This is a genomic window from Bradyrhizobium sp. 159 (assembly GCF_023073795.1).
In the GTDB taxonomy this organism is placed as follows: Bacteria; Pseudomonadota; Alphaproteobacteria; order Rhizobiales; family Xanthobacteraceae; genus Bradyrhizobium.
Window position 1 is genome coordinate 36774 of record NZ_JADPKE010000049.1, and the last position, 13882, is coordinate 50655.

Genomic DNA, 13882 nt, shown 5'->3' on the forward strand with positions numbered 1-13882 from the left:
ATGTTGTTACAGAAGACCGTGGCGACAGTTCCGTTCCGCGCGCGATGAGATGGAAGCAGCGCGCTGCTACCCCGCCGCCCCCGCAAGCTTGCCCTGCTTCGCCGGCACTTCCGTCGTTGCAATCAACCGCTTCAGCTCGGGGATGCAGGAGCCGCAATTGGTGCCGGCCTTAAGCTTGGCGCCGATCTCGACCGCGGTGCGCGCCCCGCCGGCGATGGTGTCGCAGATGGTGCCGCGGCCGACGCCGAAGCAGGCGCAGACGATCGGCCCGGTCGAGGCCGCGCCCTCCGTCGACTTGCCTGCCAGCAGCATGCGGCGCTGCTCGTCGGTGACGTGATCGGAGGCAAAGACATTTCTGACCACTTCCCAATCGCCGGCATCATGCCCGGGGCCGACGAACAGGCAGGCCTCGATGCGATCGCCCGCGAACGAGGCTGCGCGATAGATGCCGCCGCCGAAATCGCGATATTCGACAACGTCCTCGCCGGCGACGCCGTCGAGCCAGGCCGGCCAGCGCGATAGATCCGCATTGTCGGCGAGCAGATAGCCGAAACCGCCGGGGACCGTGACGCGGGTCCACAACAGGTTCGGCGGCAGATCGAGCTGCTGTCGCGACAGCGCAAAGCCGCGAAAGACGTATTCGTAAGGCGCGATCGCGGCCGGCGTCGCCTTGGACTCGGGCTGTCCGGAGAACGGATCCGTGAACGACTGCACCAACGCCCCGACGCGACCATGCGAGGCATTCATCGCGCTCCAGTGGATCGGAACGAACAGCGTGCCGCGCTGCTGGCGTTCTGTGACAGCGACCTTCAGGATGCACTGGCCGTAATCAGTGCTGACGCGGGCATAGCCGTCATCGACGATGCCGTATTTGCTGGCGTCGTCCGGGTGGATCTCGACAAACGGCTCGGGCAGATGCGCGCCGAGCCGCTGGCTGAGGCCCGTGCGCGTCATGGTGTGCCACTGGTCGCGGATGCGTCCGGTGTTGAGCCTCAGGGGACGCGAGGCGCCGGTCTCGCTGCGCAACGCCGGCACTTCCGGCGCGACGAAGCGGCCCTTGCCGTCATTGGTGAAGAAGCCGCCATTCGCGAAGAAGCGCGCGCCGGGCGCCTCGCCTTGGCGCGCCGGCCACTGCACCGGCTTGAGTGCATCGAAAGCTTCGTCCGACAGCGAGGTCAGCGCGCCGATGTCGAAATCACGGCTGCCGTCGTTCTCGAAGGCCGAGAGCGCCGCGTGCTCGCGAAAAATCTCGGCGGCCGATCTGTAGTTGAAGCTGTCGCCGAAGCCGAGACGTTTTGCGGTTTCGCTCAGGATCCACCAATCGGGGCGCGCCTCGCCGGGCGCCGGCAGGAACGAGCGCTGGCGCGAGATGCGGCGTTCGGAGTTGGTCACCGTGCCCGACTTCTCGCCCCAGGCGAGCGCCGGCAGCAGCACATGCGGACCCGCCTCAACCGTGTCGTTGGAAAGCACGTTCTCGGAGACCACGAACAGCTCGAGCTTCTTCAGCGCCTCGCGCACGAAGTCGGCATCGGGCAGCGACACCGCGGGATTGGTGCCCATCACCCAAAGCGCCTTGACCTCGCCGCAGTCGATCGCCTCGAACAATTGCACTGCCTTCAATCCTTCATGGGTGGCGATGCGCGGCGCCTTCCAGAACCGTCTGACACGATCGATGTCGGGCGGCGTGAAGCCCATATGGGCGGCAAGCATATTGGCGAGGCCGCCGACCTCGCGGCCGCCCATGGCGTTGGGCTGGCCGGTGAGCGAGAACGGCGAAGCGCCCGGCTTGCCAATGCGTCCCGTCGCAAGATGGCAGTTCAGGATCGCGTTGACCTTGTCGGTGCCCTGCGCCGACTGGTTGACGCCCTGCGAATAGAGCGTGACGACGCGCGGCGTGTCGCGGAACATCTGAAAGAAGGCCGCAACATCCTGTTCGGAGAGGCCCGTGGCCAGCGCGGTCGCAGTGACGCTGCCAGCAATGTTGCGCGCGCGAGCCAGCGCATCGTCGAAACCCGAGGTGTTGTTCGCGATGTAGTTCTGATCCAGCGCGCCGTTGTCGGCGAGATGGATGAACAAGCCGGAAAACAGCGCGGTGTCGGTTCCGGGCTTGAGGCCGAGGAACAGATCGACGTCATCAGCGGTGTCGGTGCGGCGCGGATCGATCACGATCATCCGCGCACCACGCTCCTGCCGGTTCTTCAGCATGCGCTGGAACAGCACGGGATGGCACCAGGCCGCATTCGATCCGACGAAGACCAGCAGGTCAGCCTGGTCGAGATCCTCGTAGCAGCCGGGCACAGTGTCGGCGCCGAAGGCGCGGCGATGACCGGCGACCGAGGACGACATGCACAGCCGCGAATTGGTGTCGACATTGGCGGTGCCCACAAAGCCCTTCATCAGCTTGTTGGCGACGTAATAGTCCTCGGTAAGCAATTGGCCGGAGAGATAGAACGCGACTGCGTCGGTGCCGTCGCGCGCCACGATGTGCTGCATGCGGTGGGCGACGTGATCGAGCGCATCGCTCCAGGCGACGCGCTCGAGCACGCCCTTGCAGCGGATCATCGGATAGAGCAGACGGCTTTCGAGGCCGACGGTCTCGCCCAGCGCCGAGCCCTTCGAGCACAGCCGGCCGAAATTGGCGGGATGCTCGGGGTCGCCCGCGATAGCCGCGCCGCCCTTGCCGTCCGGCGTCGCCAACACGCCGCAGCCGACGCCGCAATAGGGACAGGTCGTCTTGGTCGTGCGGAGCGCGGGATCGATCGCCGTCATATCGAACTGCCTTATCAAGCCGCCTTGTCAAGCCGCCTTGGAGGGACGCGCTAGCGCGCGGCCGAACATCATGTCGGTGCGGATCGCCGCCACCTTGTCGCGATTGCGGATCAGTTCGAGATACCAGAGCGCATCGACGGTATCGCCGATCAGCACGGCACCGGTGAGCCGGCCGTCAGCAATGACGAGCTTCTTGTAGGTGCCGCGCCTGCGGTCGGTGAGCACGAGGCTCTCGCTGCCCTCGCCGCCCATGAAGTCGCCGGCCGAGAACACGCCGACGCCAGAGACTTTCAGATTGGTCGAGACCACACTGCCCTGGTAGGCGGCCGGACGGCCGGCCAGATGCCGCGCCAGCACCCGCGCCTGCTCGTAAGCCGGCTCGACCAGGCCATAGCAGATGCCGCGATGCTCGGCGCATTCGCCCAGCGCGAAGATGTCGGGCGAAGCCGTCTGCATCACATCGTTGACGACGACGCCGCGGTTGACAGCGATGCCGGCGTCCTCGGCCAGTGCAACGTTCGGCTTGATGCCGGCGGCGAAGATCACGGCGTCGGCCTCGATACGGCTGCCATCGGCAAGCTCGACGGCCTCGACACGGCCCTCGCCATGAATGCGGGCGGTCGAGGCATTGAGCAGGATCCGGATGCCCTTGCGCTCGACCAGCGTCTTGAGCAGATCGGCGGCCGGCCCATCGAGCTGGCGCTCCATCAGCCGGTCCATCAGATGCAGCAGCGTCACCGGCGCGCCGGCCTTGGCAAGTCCATACGCCGCTTCGAGACCGAGCAGGCCGCCGCCGACCACGATGACGCGCTTCTTCGCCGCAGCTAGCGTCAGCAACAGATCGACGTCGCGCGTATCGCGGAAAGTGTGCACGCCGGCTAAATCGGCGCCCGGCACGTTAAGCCGCAGCGGCGTCGAGCCGGTGGCGAGCACCAGCTTGGAATATTCCATGCTCTCCTCACCGGCGATCTTGAGCTCGCGGCGGCCGGTATCAATCTCGGTGACCCGATAACCGTAGCGCACCGTGACGCCGCGATGGCGCCACCAATCGGCCGGCCGGAGCTCGATCTCGTGCGAGCCGGTCTCGCCAGCCAGCACGGATGAGAGCAGCACGCGGTTGTAAGCGAGCCGCGGCTCTTCGCCGATGACGGCGACCGCGTAGCGGCCGAGCGCGGTCTTGGCGAGCTCATCGACCAGTCGCGCGGCCGCCATACCGTTACCGACAATGACGAGCGGTTCACTCATGGCAATTCCCTATTCCATAGCCTGCGGTGGAGCTTCTCCCCGCGTACGGGGAGAAGCGAGCTTCGTACCGAGTGTCACACTCTTGCTTCCGCAAGGCTCGACGCGCCTTCACCCTGCGGGCTGCGACGCAGGTAGAACCACCAGGTCAGAGCGAGGCAGGAGGCGTAGAAGGCGAGATAGATCGCGAGCGCGAGCTGCGGTCCGCCGGTCAGGGCGATCGACTTGCCGAAGCCGGTCGGGATCAGGTAGCCGCCGACCGCGCCGATCGCACCGATGAAGCCGACCGCCGCGCCGCTCTCGATGCTCGCCGTCTTCAGCGCGAGTGCGCGCGCCGTATCACCCTTGCCGCGCACCTTGAACAGATTCTCCTCGCGAAAGATCGAAGGGATCATGCGATAGGTCGAGCCGTTGCCGATGCCCGTCGTCACGAACAGGATCAGGAACATCGACAGGAAGCCGATGAAATCCTTCTGTCCCACGAAGTAGAGCACGCCAACCGTGGCGCCCGCCATCATGATGAAGTTCCAGAAGGTGATGATCGAGCCGCCGATCTTGTCGGCAAGCCAGCCGCCGAGCGGGCGCGAGAGCGAGCCGACCAGCGGTCCCATGAACGCGATCGAGATCGTCACGGCCGGGAATTGCGTCTTGATCAGCAGCGGGAACGCGGCGGAGTAGCCGATGAAGGATCCGAACGTGCCGATATAGAGGTACGCCATGATCCAGGTGTGCTTGCGCTTGACGATCGCGAGCTGGTTCTTCACCGACGATTTCGCCGAGGTCAGATTGTTCATGAAGAACACGGCGCCGAACACCGCGATCGCGATCGGCAGCACCCACATCAGGCCGGCGTTCTGGAGGAAGACGCCGTCGACGGGCGTGGCCTGGAACAGGTTGATGACCGCGAGCGTCATCAAGATCGGGGTCAAGAGCTGCACGCTGGAGACGCCGATATTGCCGCCGGCGGCGTTGAGGCCGAGCGCCCATCCCTTCATCCGGTCGGGGAAGAAGAAGGAGATGTTGGTCATGCTGGAGGCGAAATTGCCACCGCCAAGGCCCGCGGCCGAGGCAACCAGCAGCATCAGCCAGAACGGCGTGTCGGGTTGGCTCACGAAATAGGCAAGCGACAGCGTCGGAATAAACAGGATCGCTGCACTGAAGACGGTCCAGTTGCGGCCCCCGAAGGTCGTCACGGCAAATGTGTAGGGGAAGCGCATCAGGGCGCCGATCAGGCCCGGCACGGCGACGAGCTGGAACAGCTGGTCGGTGGTGTAGTGGAAGCCCGCCTGCGGCAGCTTGGTGGCGACGATGCTCCAGATCAGCCAGACCGAGAAGCCGATATGCTCGGCCACGATCGACCAGATCAGGTTGCGTCGCGCGATGGTCTTGCCAGTCGTATTCCAGAACGCCTCATCTTCGGGGCGCCAGTCTGAAATCCAGGTTGGATTCTTCGTCATTGAGTATCCCTTCTAGGCTCACCGCTGCGTCGTTGCAGGCTCAGCCTCCGGCCACGGAGGCACGCTCCGAGGCGTCACCCCGGTGGCGAGTTCACGATGCTGATTGATGATGTTGAGGGACGTCGTCGTTGGCGTCGCGCAATCACATTTCAATTTCCGTGCCAGTTGCGCGCACGCTGGAAATATAGGGATTTCAGTACGTTATTCGTATTGCCCGAATTTCTTGCAAGGCCTTTCCGCACGCTAAATTTGCGATTCGCTCAATCCTTGTGCGACGCACAAGGATTGAGCGACATGTCAATTAATTAGGCGCGCGCATGTCGCGCGTTAACGCTTCGGTTACGCGGCCTCGATGAAGCGATGGCGCTCGTAGAGGAATTCGAGCACGCGCTGCCGGCACTTCAAGTAGGTGGCGCTGGTCGCAAGCTCGAGCCGCTTGCGCGGCCGCGTTAGCGGCACCTCCAGCACCTCACCGATGCGCGCGCTCGGCCCATTTGTCATCATGACGATGCGGTCGGACAACAGCACCGCCTCGTCCACGTCGTGAGTAATCATCAGGATGGTGTTGCCGAGCTTCTGATGCAGCGCCATCACGGAGTCCTGGAGATGCGCTCGGGTCAGCGCGTCGAGCGCGCCGAACGGCTCGTCGAGCAGCAGCACCTTCGGCTCCATCGCCAGCGCCCGCGCAATGCCGACGCGCTGCTTCATGCCGCCGGAGATTTCGGAAGGACGCTTGTCCCTGGCGTGGGCCATCTGCACCAGGCTGAGATTGTGCATCACCCAGGCGTCGCGTTCGGCGCGGGATTTGGTCCTGGAAAAGACCTTATCGACGCCGAGCCTGACGTTCTCGTAGACGGTCAGCCACGGCAGCAGGCTGTGGTTCTGGAACACGACGGCGCGATCGGGCCCCGGCGAGTTGACCTCGCGATTCTCCAGCAGCACGCCGCCGGTGGTCGCGCCGGTCAGGCCTGCGATGATGTTGAGCAGGGTCGACTTGCCGCAGCCGGAATGACCGATGATCGAGACATATTCGCCCTTCTCGATCGTCAGGTTGATCTCCTTGAGCACCTCCGTGGTGGCCGCGCCGCGGGTGAAGACCTTGTCGATGTGGTCGAGCTTCAAATAGGCGGTCATGTGCCCTCCTCTCAATTCTGCGCGGTGCCGCGGGTGACGAACTTGCCGATGCCCGCGATCAGGCGGTCCAGCACGAAGCCGACGATGCCCACATAAAACAGCGCCAGGATGATCTCGCTGATATGCGAGGAGTTCCAGGCGTCCCAGATGAAGAAGCCGATGCCGACGCCGCCGATCAGCATTTCGGCGGCGACGATCGCGAGCCACGACAGGCCGATGCCGATGCGCAGGCCGGTGAAAATGTAGGGCGCGGCCGCCGGAATCATGATCTTGGAGAAGAACTCGAGCGGATTGAGCTGCACCACGGCCGCGACGTTGCGATAGTCCTGCGGGATGTTGCGGATGCCGACCGCGGTGTTGATGATGATCGGCCAGATCGAGGTGATGAAGATGACGAAGATCGCCGAGGGCTGGCCGTCGCGAAAGGCGGCGAGCGAGAGCGGCAGCCAGGCGAGCGGCGGGATGGTGCGCAGCACCTGGAATAGCGGATCGAGCCCGCGCATCGCCCAGACCGACTGTCCGACCAGCACGCCCAACGCGATGCCGGCGATCGCTGAGAGCGAATAGCCGAAGGCGACGCGCTGGAGACTTGCGGAGAGATGCCAGAACAGGCCCTTGTCGATACCGCCATGGTCGAAGAACGGATCGAGGATCAGCTCCTTGGTGTCCTTGAACACCTTTGATGGTGGCGGCAGCGCCGAGCCGGCGCGGCGGCAGACCAGCTCCCAGACCAGCGTCAGCAGCGCGATCACGACCAGCGGCGGGATCACGCGCGCGGCCGTCTGCCGCGCCATGCGTGCGTAAGCTTCGGTGCGCGGGGGACGCTTTGGCGTCATCGCGACGACCGGCGCGGCGCTGGCCGCAGGCGTCGCCGTTTCAATCTCAATCTTGGCGGCGGACATATTCATTGCAATCTCTCTCCGGCTTCAAAAGACGATGCGGCCGCGCAAAGGCGGCCGCTGGCCCCCATCAGACTTCGACACGTTTGATCGCGAGCGACTTCAGATAAGCAGCCGGATTTTCCGGATCGAATACCTTGCCGTCGAAGAAGGTTTCCTTGCCGCGCGAGGTGGAGGCCGGGATCTCGGAGGCCGCGACACCGAGCGTCTTGGCCGCATCGCGCCACATGTCCTCGCGATTGACCTTGGCGATCAGCGCCTTGGTGTCGAAATTCGCCTCGTACTTGCCCCAGCGGATGTCCTCGGTGAGGAACCAGAGATCGTGGCTCTGGAAGGGGTACGAGGCGAAGTCGCGCCAGTACTTCATGATGTGTGGAGAGTTCTCCACCACCTTGCCGGGGATGCCGTAGTCGAACTTGCCTGCGGTACGATCGAGCACGTCCTCGACCGGGCAGTTCATCCACTGCCGCTTGCCCATGATGGCGGCAAGCTCGGCCTTGTTCTCGGCCTTGTCGGCCCATTGCTGGGCTTCCATCACCGCCATCAATAGCGCCTTGGCGGCCTTTGGGTATTTGTCGACGAAGGCGGCGCGCATGCCGAAGGATTTCTCCGGATGCTTATTCCAGAGCTCGCCGGTCGTTACCGCGGTGTAGCCGATATTCTGATGGATCAGCTGCAGATTCCAGGGCTCGCCGACGCAGAAGCAGTCCATGGTGCCGACCTTCATGTTGGCCACCATCTGCGGCGGCGGCACGACGATGGTCTCGATGTCCTTGTCGGGATCGATGCCGCCGGCGGCGAGCCAGTAGCGGATCCAGAGATCATGCGTGCCACCGGGAAAGGTCATTGCCGCCTTCACGGCCTTGCCGGACGCCTTCTTCTTGTCCAGCGCAGCCTTGAAGGGCGTCGCATCGACGCCGAGCTTGAGGTCAGCATATTCGTTCGCAACGGAGATGCACTGGCTATCGAGATTGAGCCGGGCCAGGATGTACATCGGCGTCGGCTGGTTGTTCTGCGTCACCTTGCCGGCCGAGATCAGATACGGCATCGGGGTGAGGATATGTGCGCCGTCGATGCCATTGCCTTCGGAGCCGAGCACGAGGTTGTCGCGCGTCGTGCCCCAGGAGGCCTGCTTCTGCACGTCGACGTCGGGCATGCCGTGCTTGGCGAACAGCCCCTTGTCCCTGGCGACGAACAGCGGGCCAGCGTCGCTGAGCGCGATGAAGCCGAGCTTGGCGCCCTTGACCTCAGGGCCTGCCTCCTGCGCGAAGACGCCGGCGGGAAAATTCAGTTTTGCGGCGGCGAGAAGTGCGGCGGTAGCGCCGGTCGCCTTCATCAATTGGCGGCGGCTAAGCCCGTTATCCGAGGGCCGGCGGGTGCGCTTGGTCATAGGCAGGTCGTCCTTTGCGTCGTTGCAGAATTGATGGCTTCAGTGCACACGATCAGCCCGTCCGTCCGGCGGCGCCGTATTTGGCGCATGCGAACGCACGACCGGGGAAACCCCCGTCCGGTGGCGTCGGCAAGTCGGATGAGAAGTCTCGCGGGACGGCTTCAATGGCGTCGGCACGGAACTATTCAAGCTTCGTGCCAAGCCTGATGGCCATAATAGGTAAGAACAATCAACATGTTATTGGAATTGCGGCAGGCTGCCGCATCACCGCTTCGCATGTGAAACTTGCGATCTGCTCAATCTTTGTGCGACGCACAAACCTTGTGCAGCAGCTCAAGCAGGAGGCCGACAGGCGCTTCGGGGACCGTTTGAGCAGAGACACATCCCGCTGATATCGCTTCATTTTTCCTCCGCGCACGAGCGGCACGCAACTTGCATTTACTTGGGCGTCAACGAAGACTGCGGCTTGCCGCATGGTTGCAGCCTCTGGCGGCTGCATTCCGGAAGCTCAACTGCTTCGCGGTCCTCTCGCTCGTCGTGACGCGATTCCCAAGGCTTCCAACTCCATAGCCCTCGTGCGCGGCAGGCCAGCCCGCACGACGCCAAGACGTTCAGCGCGCTCTCCATGAGGGTGTGTCGATCTCACTTACGAAGCAAAAGGATCCATTGATGTCGTATCTCGCGCCTTCGGAATTCGTCACCAAGATGGTGGATGCGGGCGAGTCCAAGATCTTCATGTCCACCCGGGATACCATCATCCGCGCCTACATGGCCGGCGCCATCCTCACGCTCGCCGCATGGTTCGCTGTCACGATCAACGTCAACACCGGCCAGCCGTTGGTCGGCGCGCTCTTGTTTCCGGTCGGATTCGTCATGCTGTACCTCCTGGGCTTCGATCTCCTGACCGGTGTGTTCGTGCTCTCGCCGCTCGCCCTGATCGACAAGCGTCCCGGCGTCACACTCGGCGGCGTGCTGCGCAATTGGGGCTTGGTGTTCGTCGGTAACTTCGCCGGCGCGTTCACGGTCGCCTTCATGATGGCCTTCGTCACGACCTTCGGCTTCACACAGCCGCCTGACAAGGTCGGCACCGCCATCGGGATCATCGGCGAAAGCCGGACGCTCGGCTACGCCGCGCATGGTGCGGCCGGAATGGCGACGCTGTTCATGCGCGGCATGCTCTGCAACTGGATGGTCTCGACCGGCGTCGTCGGCGCGATGATTTCGACCTCGGTCCCCGGCAAGGTTATTGCGATGTGGATGCCGATCCTGGTGTTCTTCTACATGGTGTTCGAGCATTCGGTCGTGAACATGTTCCTGTTCCCGTCAGGACTGCTGCTCGGCGCAAAGTTCTCGATCCTGGACTATTTGATCTGGAACGAGATCCCGACCGTGCTCGGCAACCTCGTCGGCGGCCTCGCCTTCACCGGCATGACCCTCTACGCTACGCACGTCATGACCCTGCCGAAGCGCGAGGTCGGCAAGGCTACGAAGCCCCGCGTTGCGGCCTGATCGAATACGTCTCGACAGAGGAGCCTCGCCTGCGCAGGGTGAGGCTCCTCTTTCCTGGTGACGACGATGACCCCCGGACTCCTGATTTCGGTCGGCCAGCACTCCGACAAGGGTCGCAAGCCCCTCAACCAGGATTTTCACGGCGTCCTCATTCCAGAGGAGCCGCTGCTCAGCCTGAAGGGCATCGCCGCCGTCCTCGCCGACGGCATTTCGAGCAGCACGGTGAGCCAGATCGCCAGCGAGTCGGCGGTCAAGAGCTTCCTGATGGACTATTACTGCACGTCGGAATCCTGGACGGTGAAGACGTCTGCCCGCCGCGTGCTGGATGCCACCAATTCCTGGCTGCACGCGCAGACGCGCAAGAGTCAATACGCCTATGATCGCGACAAGGGCTATGTCTGCACCCTCACCGCCATGGTCATCAAGGCGACCACCGCGCATATCTTCCATGTCGGTGACTGCCGCGTCTACCGCGTCGCCGGTAAGGCGCTCGAGCAACTGACCGACGATCACCGGATCATCGTGTCGTCGGAGCAGACTTATCTCGGCCGCGCACTCGGCATCAATCCGCAGCTCGAGATCGACTATCAGGCCTTCGAGATCGAGGCGGGCGACACCTTTCTGCTGGCGACCGACGGCGCCTACGAATTCGTCGACGCGCGCTTCGTCACGAGCGCGCTGAACGAGCACGCAGGCGAGCTCGACGCGGCGGCCAAGGCCATCGTCGAGGAAGCCTACCGGCGCGGCAGCGACGACAACATCACGGTCCAGATCCTGCGCATCGATGCAGTGCCCCAGCGCGAGCCGGCCGGCATCTTCAATCAGACGTCCCAATTGCCGCTGCCTCCGCTGCCGGAACCGCGCGCGATCTTCGACGGCTACCGGATCATCCGCGAGATCCACGGCAGCAGCCGCAGTCATATCTACTTTGCCGTCGACACCGAGACCGAGGAGCCGGTCGCGCTCAAGCTGCCGTCGGTCGACCTGCGCGATAACGCCGCCTATCTCAAGCGCTTCCTGATGGAGGAATGGATCGCGCGCCGGATCGACAGCCCGCACGTGCTGAAGCCGCGGTCACAGTCGAGACGGCGCAGCTATCTCTACATCGCGACCGAATTCGTCGAAGGCCAGACCTTGAAGCAGTGGATGACCGACAATCCACGCCCCGATCTCGAAACCGTCCGCGGCCTGATCGAGCAGGTCGCCGCGGGCTTACGCGCCTTCCACCGCATGGAGATGCTGCATCAGGACCTCAGGCCGGACAACATCCTGATCGACAAGACCGGCACCGCCAAGATCATCGACTTCGGATCGGTCAGGGTGGCCGGCGTCGCGGAAGCGGCGCCGCGAGACGAGGCCGACGACATCCTGGGAACGGTCCAGTACACGGCGCCGGAGTACTTTCTCGGCGAAGGCGGCTCGCCGCGCTCCGACATGTTTTCGTTGGCTGTGATCTGCTACCAGATGCTGACGGGGAAGTTGCCCTATGGCACCCAGGTTGCCCGAATTCGGCGCAAGGCGGACGTGCGGCGACTTCAGTATCGCCCGGCCGACGAGGACCGCAATGTGCCGGCCTGGGTCGACGGCGCGCTCAGGCGCGCGCTACATCCCGATCCCTACAAGCGGCACGAGGATCTGTCCGAATTCGTCTACGAGCTCCGCACGCCCAATCCGGTCTATCTCGACACGCGGATCACGCCGCTTTTGGAGCGCAGTCCGCTGATGTTCTGGAAATTGACCACGGCGGCGCTCGCCTGCGCGGTCGTCGTGCTGCTGGCGATATTGCACGCGCGCTGATCAGGGGCGTGGCCTCGCAGGGCTCACCACGTGATCAGCGGAGACTGATGCAGCCATGCATCGGCGCGCACCTGATCCAGCACGAATTTTGCGACGTCTGCGCGCGCTATGCTGCCGCCATGGAAGTCCGAAAGACCCGTCAGGGCCCGCACCGAGCCGCGGCCGGGCTTGTTGTTCAGGGCGGAAGGAGGAACCAGGACCCCAGTCCAGCCCGCTGTCTCTGACGATGGCTTCCTGCCGGTTCTTGTCGGCGTACACCTTCTTCAGGAGGAGCGGAAAGATCACATTGTCGGCGAGAAAGCCGCCGTGCCCGGCGCCGTCGCCGGCGCCGATCCCCGTAATGCAAACCAGACGGGAGACATGTTTGGCCTTCACTCGCGCTCACGAGCGCGCGCGTCGCGCTCGAGAGAAGCGTTACCTTGCGGAACGGGCTTACCGGTGTACCCAGCGCACTGACGACGGCGTCACGGCCTTCGAGGGCTTCGAGCAAAACTGTTTCGTCGCGGGCGTCTCCTCGCCCCCGTGATGTCACTCGCCTTTTCGGCGGAACGCACCAGCACGGTGACCTCGTACCCCCGCGCCACCGCCTGGCTGACGATCAGCCGGCCGGTGGCGCCGGTGGCGCCAAGTACCAGTATCTTCGCTGCGCCCTCCGGATTCGCCGGAACGGCGCCGGTCGAAGCGATCATGATCGAATTCCTTGTGAGGATTGGGGCGTGCCGTATCGTCAGGCGGAGGCGGCGATCTCGGAGACGAAGTCGCGATAGGAGCGCAGGGGACGGCGCAGCAGCGCGGTCAGACGCTCGACGTCGCCGGCCTCGGGCACCATTCCCTCGGTGAGGAAACGCTCGCTCATCAGCCGCATGTCGAAGGCCATCCAGCTCGGCATGAACTGCCTGAGATTCTTCTCGAAGCCGGCGGTATCGTCGCCGGGATAGGCGATGGTGCGACCCAGAACCTCCGACCAGACGGCGGCGGCTTTCGCGCCGGTCAGCGTTTCGGGACCGACGAGATTGATGCGGTCGAGCGGCAGCGAGGCTGCGGCTCGCTCTCGACGGATCAGTTCGATGGCGGCGATCTCGCCGATGTCGCGTGCATCGATCATGGCGAGTCCCTTGCTCCCGATGGGCATCGGATAGATGCCGTATCCGGTCACCACGTCCTTGATCGTGACGTCGTTGTTCATGAAGTAAGCGGGGCGCAGGATGGTGGCGTTGAAGCCCATCTGCTCGATCATCCGCTCGACACCGAACTTGCCGGCAAAGTGCGGCACGTTCACGTAGAGATCGCTGTGGATCACCGAGAGGTAGACGACCCGCTCGACGCCGGCCTCGCGGGCCACGTTGAGCGCAATCAGCGCCTGCGTGAATTCATCCGGCACCACTGCGTTGAGCAGGAACAGGGTCGAGACTCCGCTAAACGCGCCGCGGAGCGCGTCGACATCGAGCAGGTCGCCCTGCACGACATTGACGCCTGTCGGGAGGTTTGCCTTTGCAGGATCGCGGGCGAGAGCACGGACATCGGCGCCGCGCTTGACGAGTTGTTCGACGACGTGGCGGCCAATGGTGCCGGTTGCGCCGGTAACGAGGATGGTCATGGGATCACTCCGGGTTGGGTGCAGAAGACACAAGGGAAATTAGTGATCCACATTTGAACCGATAGACGATATATGTAGACTGACCGTC

The 13882-nt window shown here is 63.9% G+C and carries 9 protein-coding genes and 1 pseudogene; 2 read left to right on the top strand and 8 right to left on the bottom strand.

What is annotated here, in order from left to right; genetic code table 11:
* Positions 1–66: 66 nt before the first annotated feature.
* The 6 genes from IVA96_RS11885 to IVA96_RS11910 form a co-directional block, all read right to left on the bottom strand.
* Positions 67–2769: a nitrate reductase gene (locus tag IVA96_RS11885; RefSeq protein WP_247417303.1), complete on the bottom strand. Its 2703-nt coding sequence runs from the start codon at positions 2767–2769 to the stop codon at positions 67–69.
* Between the two features lie 27 nt (positions 2770–2796).
* Positions 2797–4014, bottom strand: a complete 1218-nt coding sequence (locus tag IVA96_RS11890) for an FAD-dependent oxidoreductase (protein ID WP_247279298.1) — start codon at positions 4012–4014, stop codon at positions 2797–2799.
* A gap of 74 nt (positions 4015–4088) precedes the next feature.
* Complete coding sequence (locus tag IVA96_RS11895; protein WP_247279297.1) at positions 4089–5468, bottom strand: MFS transporter; 1380 nt, start codon at positions 5466–5468, stop codon at positions 4089–4091.
* A gap of 339 nt (positions 5469–5807) precedes the next feature.
* The gene (locus IVA96_RS11900) at positions 5808–6602 is read right to left on the bottom strand and encodes an ABC transporter ATP-binding protein (RefSeq protein ID WP_247279296.1); all 795 of its coding nucleotides are present in this window, start codon (positions 6600–6602) and stop codon (positions 5808–5810) included.
* A gap of 11 nt (positions 6603–6613) precedes the next feature.
* On the bottom strand, positions 6614–7510 hold the full coding sequence (gene ntrB, locus IVA96_RS11905; protein ID WP_247279295.1) for a nitrate ABC transporter permease: 897 nt from the start codon (positions 7508–7510) through the stop codon (positions 6614–6616).
* Between the two features lie 61 nt (positions 7511–7571).
* Positions 7572–8891, bottom strand: coding sequence for a CmpA/NrtA family ABC transporter substrate-binding protein (locus IVA96_RS11910; protein ID WP_247279294.1), 1320 nt, complete (start codon positions 8889–8891; stop codon positions 7572–7574).
* A 669-nt stretch (positions 8892–9560) separates the two neighbouring features.
* Between IVA96_RS11910 and IVA96_RS11915 the strand changes: the two genes are divergently transcribed.
* A complete protein-coding gene (locus IVA96_RS11915; protein WP_247279293.1) occupies positions 9561–10400 on the top strand; it encodes a formate/nitrite transporter family protein in 840 nt (279 codons plus the stop codon).
* A 66-nt stretch (positions 10401–10466) separates the two neighbouring features.
* Positions 10467–12197, top strand: a complete 1731-nt coding sequence (locus IVA96_RS11920) for a bifunctional protein-serine/threonine kinase/phosphatase (protein ID WP_247279292.1) — start codon at positions 10467–10469, stop codon at positions 12195–12197.
* 23 nt (positions 12198–12220) lie between these two features.
* Here IVA96_RS11920 and IVA96_RS11925 read toward each other — a convergent pair.
* A pseudogene (locus IVA96_RS11925) lies at positions 12221–12886 on the bottom strand (SDR family oxidoreductase).
* A 38-nt stretch (positions 12887–12924) separates the two neighbouring features.
* Positions 12925–13794 carry an NmrA/HSCARG family protein gene (locus IVA96_RS11930; protein WP_247417308.1) on the bottom strand — a complete coding sequence of 290 codons (870 nt, stop codon included), beginning with the start codon at positions 13792–13794 and terminating at the stop codon, positions 12925–12927.
* Positions 13795–13882 lie beyond the last annotated feature (88 nt).